Origin of the sequence: Wenzhouxiangella sp. XN201 (genome assembly GCF_011008905.1) — a bacterium.
Classification (GTDB): domain Bacteria; phylum Pseudomonadota; class Gammaproteobacteria; order Xanthomonadales; family Wenzhouxiangellaceae; genus Wenzhouxiangella.
Genome location: NZ_JAAIVI010000017.1, coordinates 835,499 through 860,001, shown reverse-complemented (window position 1 = coordinate 860,001; position 24,503 = coordinate 835,499). Strand labels below are relative to the sequence as shown.

The following is a 24,503-nucleotide window of genomic DNA, read 5'->3' as shown; positions in this document are numbered from 1 at the left end:
GCGCTACTCCATGGGAATGGCATGGGCCAGGCGCTCGCCATTGAAAAATTCGATCTGCTTCTCGTCCGGGTTGTAGCGCATACGAATCCGGCCGTCAGCACCATCCAGAGTGATGAAATTGCCAGCCGCAATGCGTAACGCTTCGCCGGAATCGACGGCGTCGATCACGATTCCGGCCCGCGAGGCCGGAGCGTGCTCACTGTATCCGAATTCCGGCCCACCGAGGACAATGCCGTAGCGCGGTTTGCCAGCAGGCTGGGCGTTGCTGGTCATTACGCTCAGCCCCACTTCCGTCGGCGCGGAGCCGCCGTTGATGATTTCAAGGCCACGCACCAGGGCAAATTTGTCGGAATAATTGAAGCCATTGACCTCCATGCCGACGGCTGGATGGCCGTTGTAGGTCACGGCGATGCTGTTGAGCCCCCAGACAGGGCCGCCCTGTCCCTCGTTTTCGGCATAGGTCGTGGCGCCAACCGCCGCACCCGACCCTTCCTGCCGAATCGCCGTACCCAGCGCCGCAGTCTGCACATCCTCACCGGGTGGGATAAGCGTATAAAAGGTGGACGCATTGAAATCCGCTTCCGTGGCCGTTTTGGACACATACAGCGGCGGGCTACCCGTTCGATCCTCAAAGTCCCAAATACGCAGCTTCGGCGGCGTGCGATCGCCGAGTATCAGTTCGGCCGAAGTAAACACGGCCAGGGCTCCGGATGCGAAAGCCAGAATGAATCCAAGAATGAAGGGAACAAGCCATTGACGCATCGTCCATCTCCGCCCATGAAAGGACTTTCTTTAGTCTGGAGACGAGGCTACTGCGCGCGGGTTTGCGCGGTCAATTCTCACGCAACCACTGATCAGATACACCAATCCGGCTTGGGCAGCCCGCCATAGCGGCAGGCCTCGCGCACCGGGCCGTCCGGAAACAGTCGGTACAGATCGCGGCTGCCGCGGCTGTCAGGGTGGCGTTTGCGGTACTCGGCCACGACCACGCGCATCAGCGGCGGATTGCCGTAGGTTGTGTACTGATTACGCACGAATTCGATCAGCCACCAGTGCTCCTCGCCCAGGCGGACCCCGTCGCGTTCGGCCAGAGCCTCGGCCACCTCTGGAAACCACTGTGCCGCATCGCACAGAAAGCCCTCGCCATCGAGCCTCACCGGCCGACCCGCCACATACAGCAGCGTACTCTGATCACTCACAGTCGCAATACTCCGGCTGCCTCAGAGCACAGGTGCTTCAGGCTGGTCTCGGACAGCGGTGCCACGCCCGTGGGCCAACTGGCTTCGAGACCATTGCCGACTCCGAACAAATCGGCCAATTCATGATCGACCAACTGCCGCCAGGGTCGGAACAGTTTCGGATCGAAAAGGTCCAGACCGGCGTCACGGAAAACGACTGCCAGCCCCACCTCGAGCGTGGCGCCTGCCAGCACCAGTTCAAGCATCTCCCGGCTGTCGTCCGCATCCGGCGCCGAGTCGATGATGACGACCCATACATCACCCGGCATGGTCGTCTCCGAAACTGAGCACCTGCGGAGCATCCAGCGCCTGGTGCCAGAAGCTGACCAGGCTGGACAGCATGAAGGGTTCAGCGGGCGCCAACTCGTGCCGCCGTCGCCACGAGCCACTGCATACTTCCAGCCGCGCCCCCAGCCAGCCGGCCAGGCGGCGCCATTCAGCACCGGCCCCATCGTCAGCGGCATGATCGACACCGGCTCCGTGAAAAAACACCAGCACCCGAGCGCCATGCCGGCGCAGCGCGGCCTCGGCCCGGGCCAGTGCCTGGCGACTGCCGTACGAGCCCGGGCGGGCACGCACCAGCAGAATTCGGTGATACTGTAGCGCTTCCGACAAAGCCACGTTCCTGTCAGCCAGTGAGTGAACCCCCGACGCCTTCAGCCGGTCTGAACCTCCGATGATTCAGACTTGCCGAAAATTTCTTCTCTGCTGCACCATTGTAGCGGTCAGTGCCGTGGCCGGCGCGCAGGAATCGGTTCGCCTGCCGGATCTTGGCGGCACCAGCACTCGGATTCTTTCGCCGGAAGAGGAACGTCGCTTCCCGCGCGAATTCGAGCAATATATGCGGGCCAGCGAGCTACTGGTCGAAGACCCGATGGTGCGCGACTACTTCGTGGACATGGGCTATCGCCTCGTCTCCTATTCCGACCGCGCCGAAGAAAACTTCCACTTCTTCGTCCTGCAAGAGCCGAACATCAATGCCTTTGCCGCACCCGCGGGCGTGATCGCCTTGCACTCCGGACTGTTGCTGGCCGCCCAGGATGAGCACGAAGTGGCCGGCGTGGTCGCCCACGAAATCGCCCATGTGACCCAGGACCACCTGGCCCGCGGCATGGAAAATGCGCAACGCACCGCCCTGCCCACCCTGCTGGCCAGTATCGGACTGGCGCTGGCCGCCGCATCGGCCGGCAGCGGCGGAGACGCCAGCCAGGCCATTCTGCTGGGCGGCATGAGCCTGGCTCAGCAGTTCCAGATCAACTACACGCGACAGAGCGAATCCGAAGCCGACCGCATCGGCATTCAGCTGCTGGCGCGCGCCGGGTACGACCCGCACGGCATGACCCGCTTTTTCGAACGACTCAACCTCCTGAGCCGACCGATGGGCGAGGGCCCGCCGGAATACCTGCGTACCCACCCGTTGACCGTCAACCGCATTGCCGAGGCACGCACCCGGGCCGAGCGGCTCGACTCGAAACCTGAACGTGGCGACGACGAATTTCATTTCGTCCAGGCCCGACTGCGGGCCCTGTCCACCGAAACGACCAAGGCCGAGCTCTGGTTCCGCGTGCGGCTGTCCGGCAGCGAGCGGCCAACTGATGCCATGCGCTACGGCCTGGCCCTGACGCTGATGCGTGATCAGCGGCTCGACGCCGCCCGCGACGAAGTCGAAACCCTGCTGGAATCTTCCCCCAACCGCCAGATTTTCCGCCTGCTGCACGCTGAACTGCTGGTCAACGAAGGCCGCGTGGCCGAGGCGCTCGACGAACTCGAGTCGCTCATGCGCCAGTACCCCGGCAGCCGACAGGTGACGATCGAGTATGCGCGCACACTGATGCATGAACGCGACACGGAGCGGGCGGCAAAAGCCACCCAGGTACTGCGTGACTACCTGCAGCATCATCCCGATGATCTGCCCAGAACCGAACTCTACGCGCGCGCCGCCGACCGTGCCGGCGACCATGTGCGGGCGGCCGAAGCGCTGGCCGAAAGTTACTACATGCGCGGCGGCATCTGGGAAGCCATCGTGCAGCTCGAACGTGTGATCGAACGTGAAGACCTCGACTATTACCAGCGCTCGCGCATCGGTTCACGCCTCAATCAGCTGCGTGCCGAGTGGCTGCGCCTGAGCGAACGCGAGCGACTGCGCCAGCGCGATCGTGATCGCTGAGCCTTGAGGTCCGGCGTGTCCGACTGGCGTCCGACTGCCACTCCTGACCACCTGCGCGAACGCGCCCGGCTACTGGCCCAAGTCCGGCACTTCTTTGCCGAACGCGGCGTCACCGAGGTAACCACCCCGGTATTGACCCGATGCGGGGTGACCGACGTACAAATCGACAGCGTGGCCACCGACGACCCCGCTGGCTGGCTACGGACCTCGCCGGAATACTTCCACAAGCGTCTGCTCGCCGCGGGCCTCGGAGATCTCTACGAACTCGGCCCGGTCTTCCGGCGCGGTGAGCAGGGACGTTTCCACAATCCCGAGTTCACCTTGCTGGAGTGGTATCGCGTTGGCTGGAGCTGGCGTGAACTGGCCGGGGAAGTGGTCGAACTGTTCTCTCAGGTACTCGACGATGCCCCGCGCGAGGTCCGCTACCGAAGCTGGCGCGACTGCTTTGAGAACGCCCTGGACATCAACGCACTGAGCGCCGACACCGGCAGCCTGCGCGCCCTCGACCCGAATGTACCGGCGGATCTGAACCGCGACCAATTGCTCGACTGGTTGTTCGCCACCCGCATCCAGCCGGAACTGCCCGATGGCGCCATCACGGTGGTTTTCGATTACCCCGCCAGCCAGGCAGCGCTGGCACGCCTTGACCCCGATGATTCACGCCTGGCACAGCGTTTCGAGGTCTTCATCGGCTCGCTCGAACTGGCCAACGGCTACCAGGAACTGACCGATCCGGCCGAGCAGCGGCGGCGCTTCGAGCGAGACAACCGTCTCCGACATGAACTCGGACGGGAGATCATGCCGGTCGACGGGGCACTGCTCGACGCCCTTGCGACGGGATTGCCGGAGTGCTCCGGTGTGGCGGTCGGATTCGATCGCCTGCTGATGGCCTGGACCGGCGCCGGATCGATCAGCGAGGTGGTGCCATTCGCATCTTGCTAGCCGGCCGCAGGGGCCAGATCCAGATCTCGCGAAAACGATCGAGCGCCAGGTCGAAGCGTTCGTGCCAGGCCAGTTCGTTGGGCCGGAACATGCGCGCCACCGCACTGGTTTCGACTTCTGAGTAGTTTCCGTCTTCACCCATCAGCACCAGTAACCGGGCCGTGGGCAGCGGGCCGTCGATGCGCCGGCTGCCCAGCCAAGCGGGCCGTGCCGCGAGCAGCTGCCCGCTTTCCGCGTCCCGAACACCGGCCAGCCAGGAGTGGATGACCTGCCCGGAGCGCATCTCCACCCGCCACAGACTGATCGGGCGGTTGCGTGCCAGCGCATGCGAGGGGTCGCGGCCGGGAACGGATTCGGCGGCGAACTCACGTTCGAGTCCGCCCTCAGGGTCAGCCAGCAGCCATTCATCAACCGAAGTCGGCCAGAGCGGCAACAGCACATGGCGTGCCGGCCAGGCCACAGCGACAAGTATTGCCACAAGCAGTGCTGCGCCTGCCGGCAGGGTGCGCAGCAAGGTCGATGGCAAACGTGGCAACATGTGTCAGAATATAGCACGTTGAAAACAGCCTTTTGCCCAGCTCCGCGGGGGATTGAACGGGAGCATCAGGGCGCCGACAAACTGCCGGAGCAATGATGGAAGACTCAATCCGGGTGCGGCCCGCACGCACCTCTGAAGTGGGCACCTTGGCCAAGCTGGTTCGCTCCAGATTGCCCGATATGATGGCCAACGCCGAACATGGCGAGAATGTCGAATCCCACCTGTCGGGGCTCATTCCTGATCGGGCACTGCTGGTGGCCACCCACGGCACGCGGCTGGCCGGCCTTGGCGCACTCGATCTCGACAGGCACTGCATCCTGGCCTGCTATCTTGACCCTGAGATCGCCTCACCCGACACACCACGCCGCCTGTTCCAGGCGCTGGAGCACCACGCCCTGCGTTTCGGCATCCGGGTACTCTCCGGAAAGGCCCGCAAACGCGTGGCGGGCTTCATGCGTTCCCTGGGCTACGAATGTGTGCCGGACCGGGATAACCCTGAACACATCGCCATCCGCAAGAATTTGCTCGAGGAGGCCGACGAAGCCATCGTGCGCGTGATCGAATTGTGCGACGAGCTGGGCGTTCCGGAACACTACGGGCCTGAACATCGCATGCCGCTGACGCTGGAAGCCGACGAAGTCATTTATGCCGGCCATGACATCTTCGAGCGTGAGCAACGACTCATTCCTGCAGCGGCCGAATCACTGCAGCGGATGCGCGAGGCCGCGATGAACTCCGGTCTCGAACTGAAGATCGTGTCCGGGTTTCGCACCGTCGCCTACCAGGCCAACCTGTTCCGCCGCAAGCTCGATCAGGGTCATACCATCAAGGAAATCCTGCTGGTCTCGGCGCCGCCGGGCTACAGCGAGCATCACAGCGGCCGTGCCGTCGATCTCACCACACGCGGCTGCAAGCCACTGGACGAGGAATTCGGCCATACGAAGGCCTACCAGTGGCTGGTATCGAACGCGCGATTCTTCGGCTTTCGGGAATCTTATCCCCGCCACAACCGCCACCGCATCAGTTGGGAGCCGTGGCACTGGTACTTCACTCGTTAACGAATGGAATTCCAGGCATCCAAGGCGCGGCGGCGGGTGGCTTTCAGGTCGACTATGGGTTCGGGATAGCCGAATGATTTGGCCTCGTCGGGGGCCAGGGGATGGTGGATGCGATTGGCATCCTGCCTAGCCAATTCCGGGCACCAGCGGCGGACGTAGTCGCCGTGCGGGTCGAATTTCTCGCCTTGCAGGACGGGGTTGAAGACGCGGAAGTACGGTGCGGCATCGGCGCCGCAGCCGGCCGTCCACTGCCAGCCCTGGGTATTGTTGGCCAGGTCGGCGTCGACCAGGGTATCCCAGAACCAGCGTGCCCCTTCCTGCCAGGGAATCAGCAGGTTCTTGGTCAGGAAAGAGGCCACGATCATGCGCACCCGGTTGTGCATCCAGCCCGTTTCCCACAGCTCGCGCATGCCTGCGTCAACCATCGGAATGCCGGTTCGCCCGCGCTGCCAGGCCGCCAGGTCGCTGGCGTAGTCGTCGCGCTCGCGCCAGGGAAACGCCCGGAACCCTTCCTTGAGGGATTCGTCGCTGGTTTGCGGAAAATGCCACAGCAGGTGGTACGAGAACTCGCGCCAGGCCAGTTCGCTGGCGAAGACCATGCGCCCCTTGCCGCCAGGCAGTTCGCCGGAGGGCTCGAGGGCGCGAATGACCTGACCCGGCGAGATCTCGCCGAAATGCAGATGCGGCGATAGTCGCGATGTGCCGGTTTGATCCGGGCGATCCCGGGCCGCGTGGTATTCAAGCGCCCGTTCAGCGAAATCCTCCAGCCGTCGGCGGGCACCAAGCTCGCCCGGAGACCAATGTGCCGTCAGCTTTTCCGGCCAGTGATGGTCCGGCTGCAACTCGAGCTCGTCGATCTCCAGACTGGCCGGCCACCGCGCCGGGGCCTGCAGATCACGCGGTTCGACATGCTGCACAAGCGGCATCCAGCGCTTTTGCACTTGCTTCCAGAAAGGCGTGAAGACCCGATAGGGTTCACCGTCGGCCTTGGTACCATTCCAGGGCTCGACCAGCAGCGAGCCGTTGAAACTGCGAACCGTCAGTCCGTTCTCGTGCAGGCGCTGCTTGATCTCGCGATCGCGTTCGACCGCGCCCTTTTCGTAGCAGCGGTTCCAGCAGACGGCCTCGGCGCCGGTCACCTGGCGCACCCGCTCGATCGCTTCGAGCGGATCGCCCCTGGCCACGATCAGGCGGCTGCCGCGATGGCGCAATCGACCATCGAGTTCAACCAGCGAGTGATGCAGCCACCAGCGGCTCGCCGAGCCCGGGCTCCAGGGCGCCTCGGCTTCGGGATCATGGACGAACAGGGGCACGACCCGCGCATGATGCCGGCGGGCGTTATCGAGCGCAGGGTTGTCGGCCAGGCGCAGATCCCGGCGGAACCAGACGATTGCGGTATCGGTCATGGGCGCCATTGTTGCACCCGCGACTTCAATTCCGCATCAAGCCATCACTTGATGCCACGGCGCTGCATGCGCGCTGCGTCGGAGCGTCTTGCCTCCAGTGCTTCGAGGTAGCCATCTTCCAGGCCGGTCACGTACTCGCCGCTGAAACATGAACTGTCGAATCCATCGAGTTTGGTGTTCTTGCCGCGCACGGCTTTCTCGAGCGCATCGAGGTCCTGGTAGATCAGGCGATCGGCACCGATGACCTCGCGGATTTCGTCTTCGCTGCGACCCGAGGCGACCAGCTCACTGGCCGCCGGCATGTCGATGCCGTAGACGTTGGGGTAGCGTACCGGCGGCGAGGCGGAGGCCAGGTAGACCTTGTTCGCCCCGGACTCGCGCGCCATCTGGATGATCTGCTTGGAAGTCGTACCGCGCACGATCGAATCGTCGACCAGCAGGACATTCTTGCCCTTGAACTCGAGTGCGATGGTATTGAGCTTGCGCCGTACCGAGCGCACCCGCGCCTCCTGGCCGGGCATGATGAAGGTCCGCCCGATATAGCGGTTCTTGATCAGGCCCTCGCGGTATTTGACGCCCAGTTGGTGGGCCAGTGGCAGGCAGGCCGTGCGGCTGGTATCCGGCACGGGGATCACCACGTCGATGTCATGGTCGGGCCATTCCTGCAGGATCTTCTCGGCCAGCGCCTCGCCCATTCGAAGCCGGGCCTTGTAGACGGAGAGATCGTCGATCATCGAATCCGGACGGGCAAAGTAGACGTACTCGAACATGCACGGCGTGTGCGATTCGGCGTGTTCGCTGACGTGCCGGTGAACCTCGCCATCGAGGGTGATGAACACGCATTCACCCGGTGCGATATCCGAGATGGGCTCGAAGCCGAGAATATCGAGTACGACCGACTCCGAGGCGACAATATGCTCCGGCCCTTCCGGCGCTTCGCGGCGCCCGAGCACCGCCGGCCGGATGCCGTGCGGGTCGCGGAAGGCAAGCAGACCGACGCCGGCGACCAGGGCCACGGCGGCATAGCCGCCGCGGCAGCGCGCGAATACACCGTCGACAGCGGCAAAGATGTCTTCCGGCCGGATGCCGTTGTCGGTGCGCACGCTCAATTCGTGGGCGAAGCAGTTGAGCAGCACTTCCGAGTCCGACTCGGTGTTGATGTGCCTGCGGTCCTCCTCGAACAACTCCCGGCTCAAGCGTTCGCTGTTGATCAGATTGCCGTTGTGGCCCAGCGCGATGCCGCAGGGCGAGTTGACGTACATCGGCTGGGCCTCGTCGGGCTGATCGCAGCCGGCGGTCGGGTAGCGGACATGACCGATGCCGATCGGTCCGGTCAGGGCCGCCACATCCTCTTCCGAGAAAACGTCGCGTACCAGACCGAGGCCGCGCGCCGAACGCATGCGTCCGGCATCCAGGGTGGTGATGCCCGCTGCATCCTGGCCGCGATGCTGCAGGATGGTCATGGCATCGTACAGGCGGGCTGCTACCGGCGAGCGCCCCACGATTCCGACAATTCCACACATGTCAGGTATCAGTCTCCATTTCGACGTTTTCGGTTATGCCCTCTTCGGGCAGATATTCCTGGATGGACTCGGGAAAGAACGCCACCAGCCAGTCGGCCAGGCGCTCCATTTCCGGCAGCAGTATCGAACGCTGCCACCAGGGGTCCTCGACAAAGGGCGTAAATCCGGCCACGAGGACTGCTGCCAGCACGATAGCCAGACCGCGCAGGGCGCCGAAGACGGCCCCGAACAGGCGATCGGTTCCGCTCAGTCCGGTGCTGTCGACCAGCTTGCCCAGCAGGAAGTTGATCAAGCCTCCGACGACCAGCACCAGCACGAAGACACCGACGAATGCAGTGATCACGCGCACCGAAGGCACTTCGATCAGGCCTTCGAGCTGCACCGCAATCGGTCCGGACGCCTGCAGGGCGGCGTAGACAGCCGCAATCCAGACCAGCAGCGAAAACACTTCGCGGATGAAGCCGCGAAACAGGCTGACCACCATCGACACCAGACAGATGCCGAGGATGGCGTAGTCCGCAGCGTTCATGGATGGGAAACCACGATGCCCTGCAGGCCTTCTTCCTCGATCAGTGTCTTGAGCAGGCGCTCGGCCTCGTCCCGGGTTTCATAGGTGCCGACACGCACACGCCAGATGGTACGGCCACCGGAGACTTCGCCATGCATGAACGCGTCATAACCGGCCTGTGCAAGTTGGCCCACCAGACGCTCGGCATTGTTGCGGCTGGCAAAGGAACCGACCTGCACAGCCATGCCCTTGCGGTCCTGGCTGCCGGCGGTCCCGTCGAGCTGGCGCACCACCGGCTCGACGCCGGAAACGGTGGCGGCAATCTGCCCGCGGGCGCGCCCGGCATCGTCCTCGCTGGCGTAAGGCCCGGCCCTGAGGCGGTGAAGCTCGGCCTGGTCGCGGACAATGACATCAACCATCACTTCGTGGCCGAGCTCTTGCAGGCGCTCGCGGATCGATGCGGCCGTGTCGACGTTGCCGAACACCGCAACCTGCACCACCCAGCCGCCGCCGCTGTCGGACGCGACCGTTTCCGAGCCTTCGGTGTCGGTTTCGGCAACTGAAACGTCGTCGACGCCGGAATCTGCGGGCGTTTCTGCTTCCGCTTCTACCTCCGATTCACGCTCGGCCGGGAGCATTTCAGGCTCCGTCGTGGACTCGTCATCGGGTGCATCCTGGCCCGGCGCCGCCAGTTCCCCGATTCGATCCCGATCATCGCCAGCGTCGGCGTCGGGCTCGGTGTCGGGCAGCACCGGTCGGGAAGCCGATTCGCCGCCGCTTTCCGGACGCGGCTCGGCATCGCCGGACGCTTCGGGCGGCTCGGCCTGCGCGTCCGAACCCGGACGACGGGCTTCGGCCGGGTCCAGCGACAAGCGCCGGATACGCCGTTCACCCTCGCTGCGCTCGGGTACGTCGAGCGCCAGTTCACGCTGCTCGATACGATCCTCACGACCGTCGTCGAACAGCATCGGCAGAAAGATGACGGCCAGGGCAATCAGGATGCTGGCGCCGACCAGGCGTTGCTTGAGAACCTTATCCATATCGTTCAGTGCGCCTTCGGTGTAAGTGCAATCCGGGCCTCGGCCACGGTCAGGAACGAGCCGAACACCACCACCCGGTCGCCGGGGCCGCTGTCGGCCAGTGCCCGCTCGAGCGCGGCAGCTACGGATTCTACCGTTTCCCGCGAACCGGAAACAGGCGAGTGCGCCAGTTGGTCCACGATCTTTCCGGCTGGCTGGCCTCGATCACCCGCCAGGGGGGCGATCAACCAGCGATCGAAGCAGGCATCGAGCTCGCGCCCGATACCGGCCACATCCTTGCCCGCCAGTGCACTGAACACGGCCGTGCTGCGACCGCCGGGCAGTCCCAGAAACCCGGCCAGCATGCGGGCAGCTGCAGGATTGTGCGCCACGTCCAGTATCACTTCCGGATCGTCCTGAACGCGCTCGAGACGTCCCGGCAGGCGAACCCGCAGCAGGCCTTCGGCCATGGCTGCTTCCGACACCGGCAGGATGTCTTCGAGCTGCAGCAGGGCCGCCGCCGCACAGGCCGCGTTGCCCAGTTGCCAGCGGCCGGCCAGCGCGGGTCGCGGCAGTTCCAGCCGCTGTTCGTGGCACTGAACTTCAAGCCCGCCGGCGGTCTCGCGCCAGCTCAGGTCCGCACCCGGCCACAGCACTCGGGCGCCGCATTCCTGCAGCGCCGTACGCAGTCCTTCCGGAGGATCGCTCTCGCCGACAATGACCGGACGGCCGGGCCGGGCGATACCGGCCTTTTCGCGGCCGATGGCCGAGCGTGTCGAGCCGAGATACTCCGCGTGATCGATTCCGATCGACGTGATCACGGCAACATCGGCGTCGACGACATTGACCGCGTCAAGACGCCCGCCGAGGCCGACTTCGAGAAGGACTGCGTCCGCGGCCTGCTCGGCTGCCAGCCACAGGGCCGCCAGGGTGGTCTGTTCGAAATAGGTCAGCGCGATCTCGCCTCGGGCGGCTTCCACCGCGTCGAGCGCGGCGACGATGTCGGCATCCTCTGCCGGGCGCCCGCCAATACGCATGCGTTCGTTGAACTGGAGAAGATGCGGCGATGTGTAGGCAAACGGGCAATAGCCGCCCGCCCTCAACATGGCCTCGAGCATGGCGACAACCGAGCCCTTCCCGTTGGTGCCGGCGACGCTGATCACCGGCACGGCCAGATCGACGGCGAGCGCGCGCCAGACCCGCTCGACGCGCTCCAATCCCAGCGCGATCCGCGAAGCGGGGGCGCGCTGTTCCAGGCGCTCGAGCCAGTCAGCAAGCGTAGCGGGGGAAATGGGGGGCGTCTCGTTCAAGGCCGTGCGGCCGAGGGCGAATCAGTCTTCGCGCTCGACCAGCTCACCTTCGCGCGCTTCGCCGGCACGCCGCGGCGCCATCAGCATGGTCAGCAGGCCGTGGATACGCTGGCGCAGTTCGCGACGATCGACGATCTGGTCGATGGCGCCCTTGTCGAGCAGGAACTCGGAGCGCTGAAAACCCTCGGGCAGCTTCTCGCGCACGGTCTGCTCGATCACGCGCGGACCGGCGAAACCGATCAGGGCGTTGGGTTCGGCGATGTTGATGTCGCCGAGCATGCCCAGACTGGCCGACACACCACCGGTGGTCGGATGCGTCAGCACCACGATGTAGGGCAGGCCCTGCTCGGCCATGCGCGCCAGTGCCGCCGAGGTCTTGGCCATCTGCATCAGCGAGTACAGGCCTTCCTGCATGCGCGCGCCGCCGGAGGCCGCGAAGCACACCAGCGGCAACTCCCGTTCCAGGCATTCGTGGGCAGCCCGGGCAAAGCGCTCGCCCACCACCGATCCCATCGAGCCGCCCATGAAGCGGAAATCGAAAGCGCAGGCGACCACCTCCATTTCGAGCAGCCGGCCCCGCAGTGCCACCAGAGCATCCTTCTCCCCGGTGGCCTTCTGGCTGGCCACCAGGCGGTCGCGATACTTCTTGGTGTCCTTGAACTTGAGCACGTCCACCGGCGCCAGATCGGCACCGATCTCGACGTGATCGCCATCATCGAGAAAGGCGTCAAGGCGCGCCCGGCCCGACAGGCTCATGTGATGGTCGCACTTGGGACAGACATTGAGATTGCGTTCGAGCTCTGGCCGGTAAAGCACGGCATCGCAGGCCTTGCATTTCGTCCAGAGGCCGTCGGGCACCTTGCGGCTCTTGTTCGAGCCTTCGGTGCGAATCCGCGCAGGCATCAATTTCTGAAACCAGCTCATGTCAGGCACTCACCACGTTGCTTGTCGAAGAGGCGGTATTGTCCATGGCCTGACGAATCGGGGCAAGGTAGTCGCGTGCAGCGGCCACCGCAGCCGCGGTCGAGTCAGCCTGGCCCAGGCGTTTGACCAGGGCCGAGCCAATCACCACCGCATCGGCACTTCGGGCCGCAGCGGCGGCGTGCTCGGGCGTGCTGATGCCGAAACCGACCGCAACCGGCACCCCGGCGGCCGCCTTGATGCGCTCGACCGCCGGCGCCAGAGACGCCGTGTCGAGACTGGCCGCCCCGGTCACGCCCTTGAGCGAAACGTAGTAGAGGAAGCCGCCGGCCAACTCCGCGGCCCGCTTCAGCCGCGCATCCGTGGTCGTGGGGGCGACCAGGAAAATCTGGTGCAAGTCGTGCCGGGCCAGTTCGGCACGCATTTCGCCGGCTTCGTCGGCCGGCACATCGACGATCAGCAGGCCATCAACGCCGGCCGCCGCGGCTTCTTCGCAGAAGCGCGCCACGCCGCGTCGCTCGATCGGGTTGGCATAGCCCATCAGGATGATGGGCGTGTGCGCATCGCTGCGGCGGAATTCGGCGACCATGGCCAGCACCTGCTCAAGCCCCGTCCCCTGCTCCAGCGCACGCGCGCAGGCTTCCTGGATGACGGGACCATCGGCCATGACATCGGAAAACGGCATGCCGATTTCAAGCAGGTCCGCGCCGGCCTCCACGGCCGCGTGCAGTACCGGCACCGTGGCATCGGGCCCCGGGTAGCCGGCGGTTACATAGGGAATCAGGGCGCGGCGGCCGCGTTTGCCAAGATCTTCGAAACGGGCATCGATACGATTCAAAGCGTGATTCCTTCCAGTTCGGCCACGGTGTTGATGTCCTTGTCGCCGCGGCCCGAGAGATTGACCAGAACGATTTCATCCCTGCCGCGCTCGGCGGCCAGCTTCATGCCATAGGCAATGGCATGCGCGGACTCCAGCGCCGGCATGATGCCCTCGCTGCGGGTCAGTTCATGGAAGGCGGCCAGCGCCTCCTCGTCGTCAATGCCGACGTATTGCGCCCGGCCCGAATCCTTGAGCCAGGCGTGCTCCGGGCCGACGCCCGGGTAGTCCAGGCCGGCCGAGACCGAATGCGTGTCGAGAATCTGGCCAGCGTCGTCGTCGAGCAGGTAGGTGCGCGAGCCGTGCAGCACGCCGATGCGCCCGGCACACAGGCTGGCGGCGTGCTCGTGGCCGGACAGGCCCCTGCCGGCGGCCTCGACGCCGAACATTTCGACCTCCTGATCACCGATGAAAGGATGGAACAGGCCGATGGCATTCGAGCCGCCGCCGACGCAGGCCACCAGCGCGTTCGGCAAGCGACCGTACTCGTCCTGCATTTGCCGCCTCGCCTCGCGCCCGACCACCGCGTTGAAGTCGCGCACCATGGCCGGATAGGGGTGCGGCCCGGCGACGGTGCCGAGCACGTAGAAGGTGTCGTCGACGTTGGTCACCCAGTCGCGCATCGCCTCGTTCAGTGCATCCTTCAGAGTCTTCGAGCCGGCCTCGACACTGACCACTTCGGCGCCGAGCAGCTTCATGCGAAAAACGTTGACCGACTGGCGGGCGACGTCTTCGGAACCCATGTAGACCACGCACTTCATTCCCAGCCGCGCGGCCACGGTGGCGGTGGCCACGCCATGCTGACCCGCCCCGGTTTCGGCGATGACGCGGTGCTTGCCCATGGCCTGCGCCAGCAGCGCCTGCCCGACGGTGTTGTTGATCTTGTGCGCGCCGGTGTGATTGAGGTCCTCGCGTTTGAGCACGATCTTCGCCCCACCCGTCTTGCGGGTCAGGTTCTCGGCGAAATACAGCGGTGAGGGCCGGCCGACGAAATGCGCCAGATCAGCATCGAGCCTGGCGACGAATTGATCGTCGGCCAGATTCTTGCGCCAGGCGGCTTCGAGTTCTTCCAGTGCCGCCATCAGGGTTTCGGAAACGAAGCGCCCGCCGAATACGCCAAAGTGGCCACCGGCATCGGGCAATTGGGTCGGAACCGCTGTCTTTTCGGCTGTTTCAGCCATTTCTTACCGCCTTGATCAAGTCATGAATCAGCTTATCACTCTTCACACCGGGACGGACTTCCACCCCGCTGGAAACATCGACCGCGTCGGGCTTCAGACGCCTGCAGGCCTCGGCCACGTTGGTGGGGTTCAGACCGCCGGCCAACACCCAGGGACGATCGAGCCTGGGCACCCGGGTCCAGTCGAAGGTTGCGCCGCTACCGCCGGCCTGTCCCGGCGCGTGAGCGTCGAGCAGCAGGGCATCAGCCAGTTCGTAGTCCGCCGGATCATCGGGCCGCTCACCGCCCATCGCCAGGGCCTTCATCCACGGCCGGCCGAACTGCCGGCAGAAATCCTGATCCTCGCGACCATGGAACTGCAGCCAGTCCAGCGGCACCTGGTCGAGGATACTTTCGACCGCTTCGGTCGAGGCGTCCATGAACAGGCCCACTCGTGTGACGAAGGGCGGAAGCACACGGCAGATGGCGCGCCCGCGTTCCGGATCGATCTGCCGGGTACTCTGATCGGCGAACACCAGCCCGATCGCGTCGGCACCGGCCGTTGCTGCTGCCAGTGCGTCCTCGATGCGCGTGATGCCGCAGATCTTTACCCGGGTCATGTCGATTTCCGATATGAGTTCATTGCAACCGCAGATTACGCAGATTCACGCAGATTCGAAAAAATTTTCCACACGTTTCACCGATTGTTCGAGATCGTTTAGTTCAATCTGCGTAATTCTGCGAAATCTGCGGTTCCAGGAACGTCACGTCTGACGGGGCGGGAAATCGATCTCCCGGTCGACCGGCAACTGCGGGTAGTCCGGATAGGTCGGCGCCACGAAGTACAGGCCTTCCGCCGGCGCCGTCGGCCCCGCCACTGTTCGATCGGCAGCTGCCAGGACCTGACCTGGCCAGGACACCGGCTTTTCGCCTTTGCCCACCGGAATCAGCGTGCCGGCAATGTTTCGCACCATATGGTAGACGAAGGCGTTGGCCTCGATGTCAACGATCACCTCACTGCCGCGGCGGGTCACATCGAGGCGGTGAATCTCACGCACCGGGGATTTCGCCTGGCAACCCACCGCCCGGAAGCTGGAAAAATCGTGCTCGCCCAGCAGTGCCTGCGCAGCTTCGTGCATGCGCTCGGCATCGAGCGGCTGGCGAATCCAGGCAACCCGGCCGCGTTCGATGGCCGGGCGCACCCAGCGATTGAGCATGCGATAGCGATAGCGCCTGCGCGTGGCCGAAAAGCGGGCGTGGAAGGTCTCGTCGACCGACCGCACCCACAACGTGGAGATACCCGGATGCAATTGCGTGTTTGCGCCGAGCACCCACGACCGTTCCCGACGTTCGGCCGGGGTGTCGAAGTGAACGACCTGGCAGTGGGCGTGGACGCCGGTGTCGGTGCGACCGGCACAGTGCACCACGATCGGCTGGTCAGCAACCCGGCTCAGGGCCGATTCGAGGCATTCCTGCACGGTCGGCGACTGGCGCTGCCGCTGCCAGCCGTAGAAGCCGCTGCCGTCGTACTCGATTCCGGCGGCCAGTCGCATGCCCGGACCCGGATTGCGATCAGAGATCGTCGAGCAGCTTCTGAGCTTCGGCCCGCTTTTCGGCGCTGCCCTCGCTGACCACTTCCTCGAGCACACTGCGCGCCGAATCGCCCAGGTCGACCGAGATATAGGCGCGCGCCAGGTCGAGCTTGACGTCGGCATCCTCGTCGCTGAGCGAGGAGGATTCGTCACCGCTGGTATCGGGTTCGTCGGCCTGTGATTCCGCCTCGTCTGTGGCCTCGGCCCCGGCGGAATCATCATCGCCGTGTGCTTCGGGTGTTTCGTCAAGCTCGAAATCCAGGCCGCCATCAGTGGTCAGCTCGGGATCGCCCTCGACGTCCGAGGTGAACTCGAGATCCAGATCTTCCTCATCGCGGGTGCCAGACTCGCCGAAAATCTCGTCGGCCTCCTGGTCGCGCGCCGGACCAAGATCCAGATCCGACTCCGGTGCGGCCTCGTCCGGCAGTTCCTCCGTCGGCTCGCCCGAGCCGCTGGCAGGTTCCGACTCACTCGATCCGTCGTCTTCGCCATAACCGCCTAGATCAAGGTCACCCTCATCGCGATCGAATGAGCGGTCCTGGCCCGGCTCGGTCGAGGGATCATCGACTCGCTCGGACAATACAGCCAGGTCCATGTCATCGCTCAGGGCATCCTCGTCCTCGATCACTGCCTCCGGCGCAGGGTGATCGACTTCTTCTTCGTCCGCTTCGCTCTCGCCGCTCAGGTCGTAACTCTCAACCGTGGACGCTTGTTCCTCGCGGGCCTCGTGTTCCTCGGCCGCCTCCTCGTCGGAGTCCGCTTCCAGCATGCCGATCATCTCGTCGGCGCGGCGATCATATTCGTCGCCCTCATCCCCGGCCGACGTTTCCTGCGGCGTCAGCAGCGGATGATCGGGGGCATGGGCGGCAGCCAGAGACACCGCCTCCTGCCAGTTCGGATCAGATTCGTCGTCAACCTGTTGGTACATCCGGTCGAACGCGTCGGTAAAGGCCTCCGTCTGCCCCCGATCTGCCAGCACCTGCAGCAGAGCCAGATGCGCTGCCAAGTCGGTAGGATGACGAGCAACCCGGGATCGGGCCGATTTCACCGTAAAGGCCCGGGCCTCACCGGCCTGCGGTTCATCGTCCGTAGCACGCCGGCCACGCAGCCAGAACACGACAACCGCCAGGATCAGGGCCAGTACCAGGATGCCAACGGCCGGAAGCAGCCAGCCGGGCAGACTGTCGTCGGCCGACGCTTCCGTTGACACCCGTTCATTCCGGGCGACGTCTCCGGTGTCTTCTGCGGCGTCTGCAGTTTCTTCCGGAGACGGTTCGGCAGCGTCCGAGTCCGAGGCATCGTCGTCGAACTGCCCCTGGAGCTCGCGCATATACTCGTCTACGCGGTTGGCCTCAGCGGTCTCGCCGTCGCCCGTGTCGGCCAGTGCATCGTCCTGTGCTGCCTCGGCCTCGCGCACCTCGCGCAGACGCTCCTGCAGCTCGGCCAACGATTCCTGGGCCACCGCCAGGCCCGCCAGATCGCTCTGGTCGAGTGCATCGTGAATTTCGGCGATGCGGTCGTCGAATTCCTGGCGCTCGAGACCGCCGGCGAAAATCTCGTCCTCGATCTCAGTCAGTTCGCCGCGTACCCGGCGAATCTCGCCGTCGGAAACGGCCGCACCCTCGTCGGAGGGCTCATCTTCGAGCGGAACCACGTCGAGCCGATGATCGGTGTCTTGCTCGCCGGAAGTCGGCGTCGTGGCAGTCTCACGTTCCGGTTCGGCCTCGGGCATGGCGGCTTCGCTGACCTCCGGCGTTTCCGACGCGAATCCGGATTGCCAGGCATTCATCTGCTCGCGCACGCGGCGCTCGGCCTCTGCGCGATCAACGGTGCGGACTTCGTCGATGCCCGGCATGTCCAGGCGGGTGTCGCTACGCAGCCGGTTGATGTTCTCGCCCAGGAAGGCATCTCGGTTGCGATTGAAGATGGCCAGCATCACCTGATCCATGCTGAGGCTGGTATCGGGGCGCCATTCGGACGCTATTCGCCACAGCGTGTCGCCCGGCGCCACGGTGATGGTGTCTTGCGAAAAACGGTCGGTCGCGGACTCTCGTCCGGCTTGAGGGGCTTCCGGGGCCGATCGTTCGGCCGGCTGAGAACGCGACTCGGCGGGTTCGTCTGGACGGGTCGGGGCCGGTGCCTGCTCGCGCGCGGGACGTTCGGCCGGCGCCGCTTGCTCGCCGTCGACACGCCGAACCGGCGCGCTGGAATCGACCGTCGGCGGATCGAGAAACAGGGTGTATTCGCGCAGAACCCGGCCGCTTGACCAGCGCGCATCGATCAGAATCTGGACGATCGGATCGTTGACCGGTTGGCGCGAGCGCACGCGTATCCGCGCCGGCTCGACGCTGCGATCGACGGTGACTTCCAGGCCCAGTCCCAGCGACTCGCTCGGCACACCGAGGCGTTCGAAATCAGCCAGTGCAGCCGGCCCGACGCTCAGCGACTCGACGTTTTCGCCCTCCGCCGCGAGCAGGCGAATGGACACATCCAACGGCTGGCCCAGCCAGGAATCGACGCGGGCCTCCCCGAGCCCGAGCGCCCGGAGGCCGTCGCTCGGAAACAACAGCATGAATGCACCCAGCAGGGCCGGGACAATCAGTCGAACAACGTTAGTGACCATGAGCGCCGCTTCCCTCTAATGCTTGAACAAACTTGCGTCAATTCAAGCGAGTATACCAATGTCTTCACATGGCGCGAAAGCGCTATCCTCAGCGGCGGCTGATCAAGTACTCCGCTATCTGGATGGCATTGAGCGCTGCACCCTTGCGCACGTTGTCGGCCACCACCCAGAAATCCAGCCCCTGCGGGTGGCTGAGATCGCGGCGAATGCGGCTGACAAAGGTCTCGTCGTGGCCACTGGCGTGCGTCAGCGGCGTGAGAATTTCTTCATCCCCGACGACCTTCACGCCCGGCGCCTTGCGCAGCAATTCACGCGCTTCCTCGACTTCCAGCGGCTTGACTGTCTCAAGGTGAACCGCCTCGCCATGGCCGAAGAACACCGGCACTCGTACGGCCGTGGCATTGACGGCAATCTGATCGGAATCGAGGATGCGACGCGTCTCGTTGTGCATCTTCATCTCTTCCTTGGTGTAGCCGTTGTCCTGCAGCACGTCGATCATCGGAATGACGTTGAAAGCGATGGGTGCATTCAGGGCCTTGACTTCGGGATCCCTGAAATTGAAGCGGTCCTTGCTCTGCTGGGCCAGTTCCTCCATCGCCTTGGCCCCGGCACCGGAGACCGACTGGTAGGTGGCCACATTGATACGGGCCACACCAGCGGCGCGATGAATGGGTGCGACAGCGAGCAGCATCTGGATGGTCGAGCAGTTGGGATTGGCGATGATGCCGCCGTCGGTGCCGAAATCGTCGAGGATGCCGGCATTGACCTCGGGCACCACCAGCGGCACGTCCGGGTCGAGGCGGAAATGCGAGGTGTTGTCGATCACCGTACAGCCGGCCTTGGCCGCCCGCGGGGCATGTTCGGCCGACACACTGCCGCCGGCGGAGAACAGCGCGTAATCCCAGCCGCTGAAATCGAACTCGGACAGGTCCTGAACCGTGACCGATTTGCCCTTGAAATCGACCTGGCTGCCGGCCGACCGGCTCGAAGCCAGCACCGCCAACTCACTGATCGGAAACTCGCGCTCGGCCAGCAATTCCAGCATGACATGCCCGACCGCACCGGTCGCACCGGCGACGACTACTCGATAACCTTGCTTCGCTTCACTCATGTTGTGTGGTTTTGCTTCCCGTTTGGATGGAGGAGTACTTGAAACCGCAGATTTCGCAGATTGACGCAGATTATTTAATAATTCTGGCCTGATCAAAAACCCAGTATGCGAAGGGCTATCGCCCCAATCGTCTCGCAGCTTGGCGAAACGCGAGCCTGCTCAAATCTGCGCTAATCCGCGAAATCTGCGGTTCCAAAAACTCCAGTCTTCAGGTGGGGATACGCGGCGCCTGCTCCGGCACGTCGCCACACTGGGCGCGGTCAAGCAGGTAATGATCCATGATCACCAGGGCCAGCATGGCCTCAACGATGGGTACGGCGCGTATCCCGACACAGGGGTCATGGCGGCCGGTGGTGACGATTTCAACCGGTTCGCCCCGGATATCGACGGTTTTCCCGGGCAGGCGCAGCGACGAAGTCGGCTTGAACGCCACCGCGCACTCGACCGGCTGACCGGTGGAAATTCCACCCAGGACGCCGCCGGCATGGTTCGACTCGAAGCCCCCGGGCGTGATCTCGTCGCGATGCTCGGTGCCCTTCTGCGCGACGGACGCAAAACCGGCGCCGATCTCCACGCCCTTGGTGGCGTTGATGCTCATCATGGCCGCGGCCAGGTCACCGTCGAGTTTGGCATAGACGGGTGAGCCCAGGCCGACGGGCACACCGGTCGCCCGCGCCTTCACCAGCGCCCCCACCGAATCGCCCGACTTCCACAGCTTCTTCATGTAATCCTCGAGATCTGGCACGCGTGCTTCGTCGGGGCAGAAGAACGGGTTGTTGTCGATGACCGCCGGGTCGAACTGTTGGTCACAAACCAGTTCGCCGAGCTGGCCCAGCCAGCCGGTGATCTCGACGCCGAGCTTGTCCTTCAGGTATTTCCTGGCCAACGCGCCGGCGGCAACCCGCATGGCCGTTTCCCGCGCCGAGGAGCGCCCACCGCCGCGATAATCGCGAATGCCGTACTTGTGGTGGTAGGTGTAGTCCGCGTGACCGGGGCGAAACTGATCGGCGATCTTCGAGTAATCCTTCGAACGCGCATCGGTGTTGTGGATCAACAGCGCGATCGGCGACCCGGTGGTCTTGCCCTCGAACACGCCGGAGAGAATCTGGACGTCCTCGGCTTCCTTGCGCTGCGAAGTCCACCGACTCTGCCCCGTCGCCCGCCGCATCAACTCGGACCGGATCTCCTCAGCACTGATCTCCATCCCCGGCGGAAACCCGTCGATTACACAGCCAATCGCCGGCCCATGGCTTTCGCCGAATGTCGTTAGGGTCAAAACCCGGCCGAATGAATTGAATGCCACCGGCTGTCCTCGCGTATTGATATAAGGCTATGAAATTGGAACCGCAGATGAACACAGATGAACACAGATTTTTTTGAATTCGATTTTCATCTGCGTTGATCTGCGTTCATCTGCGGTTCGCAATCAAAGGTTGGTGTAGTTCGGCCCCGACCCGCCTTCCGGCGTGACCCAGTCGATAACCTGATAGGGGTCGGCGATGTCGCAGGTCTTGCAATGCACGCAATTGGCGGCATTGATCTGGAGGCGCTTGCCGCCATCATCTTCGACCACTTCATAGACATTGGCCGGGCAGAACCTGGTGCAGGGATTGCCGTATTCCTCCTCACAGCGCGTGAAGCAGACATCCGGATCGATGATTTTCAGGTGCACCGGCTGGTCTTCATCGTGGGCGGTCTGGGCGAAGTAGACCGAGGCGAGACGGTCGCGCGGTGGCAGGTCGCGGTCGACGTAGTCGGAGTTCAGGCCCTGCTCGTCGAGCTTGCGGTACTGCTCATGGTCGGCGTGGTTGGACAGCGTGCGGGGCAGCTTGCCGGCGGTGACCGTCTCGATAGCGGCGGTTGCCATGCCACGCCACAGACCCTTGCTGAAGCCGGGGCGGATGTTTCGCACCTTCTTAAGTTCAGTCGCGATTTCGGACTCACGCAGGCGGGCGTCAAAGCCCTCGCTGGTGCGTCTTTCGGCCAGGTGCTCGGCCGCGAGCATGCCCGACCTCATCGCCTGGTGGACGCCCTTGATCTTGGGCACGTTGAGCAGGCCAGCCGTATCGCCGATCAGTAGCGCGCCCGGCATCTCTATCTTCGGCAGGGACTGGTAGCCGCCCTCGACCAGCGCACGAGCGCCGGCGGAGAGTATCTCGCCGCCATCGAGCAATTCGTGCAGCATCGGATGATGCTTGAACTGCTGAAAGGCTTCGAAAGGTGAGAATTTCGGGTCCTGGTAATCGAGTCCGCAGACGAAGCCGACGGCCACACGATCCTTGTCGAGGTGATAGACGAAGCTGCCACCGTAAATCTCCGGCGGCAGCGGCCAGCCCACGGTGTGCTGGATCAGGCCGGGCTGGACTCGCCCCTCGGGCAATCGCCAGAGTTCCTTCATGCCGATGCCGTAAGTCTGCGGGTCGCTGTCGGCGTCGAGCTTGTACTTGCGGATCGCGCGCTTGGTCAAGTGACCACGGCAGCCTTCGCCCAGTACGGTTACCGGCGCGTGGATCTCGATCCCCTGGACGTAGCTTGCCTTTTCATTGCCCTCGGCATCGACACCCATGTCGCCGATGATCACGCCCTGGATCTCGTCCTTGTCGTTGTAAGACAGATCGGCGGCGGCGAAACCGGGAAACAGGTCCACGCCCAGCGCCTCGGCCTTGGGCGCCAGCCAGGCGCACAACGCACCCAGCGAGACGATGAAGTTGCCGTGATTTTTCTGCTGCGGCGGGGTCGGCAGCTTGCGCTTGCCGGTCTTTGTCAGGTACAGGAGTTGGTCCTTGCCGGCCGGCACGCAGATGGGCGGCGGATCGTCGCGCCAGCCCTCGATCAGCGCATCCAGCGGCTCGGGCTCGATGACCGCGCCGGAGAGGATGTGCCCGCCGATTTCGGCGGCCTTCTCGATCACGCAGACGTTAAGTTCATTGTTGAGCTGCTTGAGCCGGATGGCACAGACCAGTCCGGCCGGGCCGGCGCCGACGATGACGACATCGTATTCCATGATTTCGCGTTCGGACATGGGGTTCGCTGGAAGTCTCGGGACAGACCCCAAAGGATACAGGGAAGGCGTTGACGGTGTCAGCCGGCCTCCAGGCGACCGATTCGCCCGCTCATTCGGACAACAGCGCCTCCAGCCCCGACCACACGGCTTCGAGCATCAACGGCTGGGCCTCGACCGTGGGGTGAATGCCGTCATCCATCAGCATTCCGGGTTGGTCGAACACGTCGTTGAGGAAGAACGGCAGCAGCTCGATGTCGTAGCGTTCTGCCAGGCGTGGAAAGACCGCCTCGAAGCGCTCGATGTAAACCGGGCCGAGATTGGGCGGCAGGCGGATCTGCATCAGGGCCACGGTGGCACCGGCTGACTTGCCTTTCTCGATCACGGCCGCCAGATTATCTTCGGTCTGGGCCGGCGAAAGTCCGCGCAGGCCGTCGTTGCCGCCCAGGATGATCAGCAGCAGGTCCGGCCGGTGGGCTTCCAGCAGTCCGTCGATGCGGCTGGCCGCTCCGGCGGTGGTCTCGCCCGAAATACTGGCATTGACGATCTCGTGCTCGCCATCGACGCGCTCCGACAACAGTTCCACCCAGCCCGATTCACGCGGAATGGAATAGGCATCGGACAGACTGTCACCGACAATCATGACGGTGGCGGCGTGCGCGGGCAGGCACAATACACTGCCAAGCATCAATCGGGCGATCACGTTACATAACAGACGGTTGAACATGAACGATTCCGGTCAGAAGAACATTCTGTCGGCCCGCCGGGTCGGCTACAGTGTCGATGCCCCCGGCGGGCGGCTCGATATCCTGCACGATATCAGCCTGGACCTGAACGCCGGCGAAACGCTGGCCATTGTCGGAGCCTCCGGTTCCGGCAAGACCACCCTGCTGGGCCTGCTGGCGGGGCTGGACCAGCCGACTGTCGGAGATATCCGGCTGATCGACGCCGATCTCAATGCGCTCGACGAAAACAGCCGGGCCCGCGTCCGCCGGCGCCACGTCGGCTTCGTCTTCCAGAGTTTTCACCTGCTGCCCAGTCTGACGGCGCTGGAAAACGTCAAACTGGCGCTGGAAATTGCCGGCTTCGAGGACGTCAACACGCGCGCCCGGCGGGCACTCGACCAGGTCGGCCTGAGCCCGCGCCTGGAGCATTACCCGCGCCAGCTCTCCGGCGGCGAACAACAGCGCGTGGCGATCGCCCGCGCCTTTGCCGGCGAACCCGACATCCTGTTCGCCGACGAACCCACCGGCAACCTCGACCAACGTACCGGCGGGGCCGTGGCCGACCTGCTGTTCGATCTCAACGAACACCATGGCACCGCGCTGGTGCTCGTCACCCACGATGTCAGGCTCGCTCGGCGGTGTGGGCGGGTGGAAGAGATGGTGGATGGCTCGCTGGTACAGGGCGAGATGGCGGTTGAGCGTGCGGAGCGCTCGCAATGATCAATTTTCAAATGCCAATTCTCAAACAATTTTCAAGCTCCAATTCCCCAATGACCAAACGCAAC

Annotated in this window: 24 protein-coding genes; 4 read left to right on the top strand and 20 right to left on the bottom strand. The window is 64.3% G+C overall.

Annotation, left to right across the window (positions count from 1 at the left end; all coding sequences use genetic code 11):
- Positions 1 to 3: 3 nt before the first annotated feature.
- The 4 genes from G4Y73_RS04310 to G4Y73_RS04295 all read right to left on the bottom strand — a co-directional run bounded on the left by G4Y73_RS04310 (position 4) and on the right by G4Y73_RS04295 (position 1,853).
- A complete protein-coding gene (locus G4Y73_RS04310) occupies positions 4 to 696 on the bottom strand; it encodes a hypothetical protein (protein WP_164229792.1) in 693 nt (230 codons plus the stop codon).
- Between the two features lie 158 nt (positions 697 to 854).
- The gene (locus G4Y73_RS04305) at positions 855 to 1,199 is read right to left on the bottom strand and encodes a TusE/DsrC/DsvC family sulfur relay protein (protein WP_164229790.1); all 345 of its coding nucleotides are present in this window, start codon (positions 1,197 to 1,199) and stop codon (positions 855 to 857) included.
- A complete protein-coding gene (locus G4Y73_RS04300) occupies positions 1,196 to 1,507 on the bottom strand; it encodes a hypothetical protein (RefSeq protein WP_164229788.1) in 312 nt (103 codons plus the stop codon). Before G4Y73_RS04300 ends, G4Y73_RS04305 begins: the two co-directional genes overlap by 4 nt.
- Complete coding sequence (locus G4Y73_RS04295; protein ID WP_164229786.1) at positions 1,497 to 1,853, bottom strand: DsrE family protein; 357 nt, start codon at positions 1,851 to 1,853, stop codon at positions 1,497 to 1,499. The genes G4Y73_RS04300 and G4Y73_RS04295 overlap by 11 nt, the downstream gene beginning before the upstream one ends.
- A gap of 61 nt (positions 1,854 to 1,914) precedes the next feature.
- Here G4Y73_RS04295 and G4Y73_RS04290 point away from each other — a divergent pair, with 61 nt between their 5' ends.
- Both G4Y73_RS04290 and epmA read left to right on the top strand, forming a co-directional pair.
- Positions 1,915 to 3,405, top strand: coding sequence for a M48 family metalloprotease (locus G4Y73_RS04290; protein ID WP_164229784.1), 1,491 nt, complete (start codon positions 1,915 to 1,917; stop codon positions 3,403 to 3,405).
- A 15-nt stretch (positions 3,406 to 3,420) separates the two neighbouring features.
- A complete protein-coding gene (gene epmA / locus G4Y73_RS04285; protein WP_164229782.1) occupies positions 3,421 to 4,347 on the top strand; it encodes an EF-P lysine aminoacylase EpmA in 927 nt (308 codons plus the stop codon).
- On the opposite strand, the gene G4Y73_RS04280 is transcribed toward epmA, so the two are convergent.
- Entirely contained in the window at positions 4,316 to 4,885 is a 570-nt protein-coding gene (locus G4Y73_RS04280) for a hypothetical protein (protein WP_164229780.1), read from the bottom strand. The two genes, epmA and G4Y73_RS04280, sit on opposite strands and share 32 nt — an antisense overlap.
- A gap of 95 nt (positions 4,886 to 4,980) precedes the next feature.
- Between G4Y73_RS04280 and G4Y73_RS04275 the strand changes: the two genes are divergently transcribed.
- Positions 4,981 to 5,943, top strand: a complete 963-nt coding sequence (locus G4Y73_RS04275; RefSeq protein ID WP_164229778.1) for a M15 family metallopeptidase — start codon at positions 4,981 to 4,983, stop codon at positions 5,941 to 5,943.
- Here the strand turns inward: G4Y73_RS04275 and G4Y73_RS04270 are convergent.
- From G4Y73_RS04270 to G4Y73_RS04200, 15 genes are all read right to left on the bottom strand, one after another.
- A complete protein-coding gene (locus G4Y73_RS04270) occupies positions 5,940 to 7,349 on the bottom strand; it encodes a deoxyribodipyrimidine photo-lyase (RefSeq protein WP_164229776.1) in 1,410 nt (469 codons plus the stop codon). The genes G4Y73_RS04275 and G4Y73_RS04270 overlap by 4 nt on opposite strands.
- A 44-nt stretch (positions 7,350 to 7,393) precedes the next feature.
- Complete coding sequence (gene purF / locus G4Y73_RS04265; protein ID WP_164229774.1) at positions 7,394 to 8,872, bottom strand: amidophosphoribosyltransferase; 1,479 nt, start codon at positions 8,870 to 8,872, stop codon at positions 7,394 to 7,396.
- Position 8,873: 1 nt separating this feature from the next.
- Complete coding sequence (locus tag G4Y73_RS04260) at positions 8,874 to 9,401, bottom strand: CvpA family protein (protein WP_164229772.1); 528 nt, start codon at positions 9,399 to 9,401, stop codon at positions 8,874 to 8,876.
- Entirely contained in the window at positions 9,398 to 10,420 is a 1,023-nt protein-coding gene (locus G4Y73_RS04255; protein ID WP_164229770.1) for an SPOR domain-containing protein, read from the bottom strand. Before G4Y73_RS04255 ends, G4Y73_RS04260 begins: the two co-directional genes overlap by 4 nt.
- A gap of 5 nt (positions 10,421 to 10,425) precedes the next feature.
- Positions 10,426 to 11,709: a folylpolyglutamate synthase/dihydrofolate synthase family protein gene (locus G4Y73_RS04250; RefSeq protein ID WP_240451128.1), complete on the bottom strand. Its 1,284-nt coding sequence runs from the start codon at positions 11,707 to 11,709 to the stop codon at positions 10,426 to 10,428.
- A 21-nt stretch (positions 11,710 to 11,730) separates the two neighbouring features.
- Positions 11,731 to 12,633 (bottom strand): acetyl-CoA carboxylase, carboxyltransferase subunit beta, encoded by a 903-nt coding sequence (accD, locus tag G4Y73_RS04245; RefSeq protein WP_164229768.1) that lies wholly within the window; start codon positions 12,631 to 12,633, stop codon positions 11,731 to 11,733.
- 1 nt (position 12,634) lies between these two features.
- Positions 12,635 to 13,468 carry a tryptophan synthase subunit alpha gene (trpA, locus tag G4Y73_RS04240; RefSeq protein WP_164229766.1) on the bottom strand — a complete coding sequence of 278 codons (834 nt, stop codon included), beginning with the start codon at positions 13,466 to 13,468 and terminating at the stop codon, positions 12,635 to 12,637.
- Complete coding sequence (gene trpB, locus G4Y73_RS04235) at positions 13,465 to 14,688, bottom strand: tryptophan synthase subunit beta (RefSeq protein ID WP_164229764.1); 1,224 nt, start codon at positions 14,686 to 14,688, stop codon at positions 13,465 to 13,467. The genes trpA and trpB overlap by 4 nt, the downstream gene beginning before the upstream one ends.
- Positions 14,681 to 15,286: a phosphoribosylanthranilate isomerase gene (locus tag G4Y73_RS04230; RefSeq protein ID WP_164229762.1), complete on the bottom strand. Its 606-nt coding sequence runs from the start codon at positions 15,284 to 15,286 to the stop codon at positions 14,681 to 14,683. The genes trpB and G4Y73_RS04230 overlap by 8 nt, the downstream gene beginning before the upstream one ends.
- A gap of 144 nt (positions 15,287 to 15,430) precedes the next feature.
- Positions 15,431 to 16,219 (bottom strand): tRNA pseudouridine(38-40) synthase TruA, encoded by a 789-nt coding sequence (gene truA / locus G4Y73_RS04225; protein ID WP_164229760.1) that lies wholly within the window; start codon positions 16,217 to 16,219, stop codon positions 15,431 to 15,433.
- Positions 16,220 to 16,238: 19 nt separating this feature from the next.
- On the bottom strand, positions 16,239 to 18,881 hold the full coding sequence (locus G4Y73_RS04220; RefSeq protein ID WP_164229758.1) for a FimV/HubP family polar landmark protein: 2,643 nt from the start codon (positions 18,879 to 18,881) through the stop codon (positions 16,239 to 16,241).
- A gap of 88 nt (positions 18,882 to 18,969) precedes the next feature.
- Positions 18,970 to 19,992, bottom strand: coding sequence for an aspartate-semialdehyde dehydrogenase (locus G4Y73_RS04215; protein WP_164229756.1), 1,023 nt, complete (start codon positions 19,990 to 19,992; stop codon positions 18,970 to 18,972).
- A 208-nt stretch (positions 19,993 to 20,200) separates the two neighbouring features.
- Positions 20,201 to 21,295 carry a chorismate synthase gene (aroC, locus tag G4Y73_RS04210; protein WP_164229754.1) on the bottom strand — a complete coding sequence of 365 codons (1,095 nt, stop codon included), beginning with the start codon at positions 21,293 to 21,295 and terminating at the stop codon, positions 20,201 to 20,203.
- 123 nt (positions 21,296 to 21,418) lie between these two features.
- Positions 21,419 to 23,014 carry an electron transfer flavoprotein-ubiquinone oxidoreductase gene (locus tag G4Y73_RS04205; RefSeq protein ID WP_164229752.1) on the bottom strand — a complete coding sequence of 532 codons (1,596 nt, stop codon included), beginning with the start codon at positions 23,012 to 23,014 and terminating at the stop codon, positions 21,419 to 21,421.
- Between the two features lie 91 nt (positions 23,015 to 23,105).
- Entirely contained in the window at positions 23,106 to 23,720 is a 615-nt protein-coding gene (locus G4Y73_RS04200; protein WP_164229750.1) for an arylesterase, read from the bottom strand.
- Here G4Y73_RS04200 and G4Y73_RS04195 point away from each other — a divergent pair.
- Complete coding sequence (locus tag G4Y73_RS04195) at positions 23,719 to 24,438, top strand: ATP-binding cassette domain-containing protein (protein ID WP_164229748.1); 720 nt, start codon at positions 23,719 to 23,721, stop codon at positions 24,436 to 24,438. The two genes, G4Y73_RS04200 and G4Y73_RS04195, sit on opposite strands and share 2 nt — an antisense overlap.
- Positions 24,439 to 24,503: the final 65 nt, after the last annotated feature.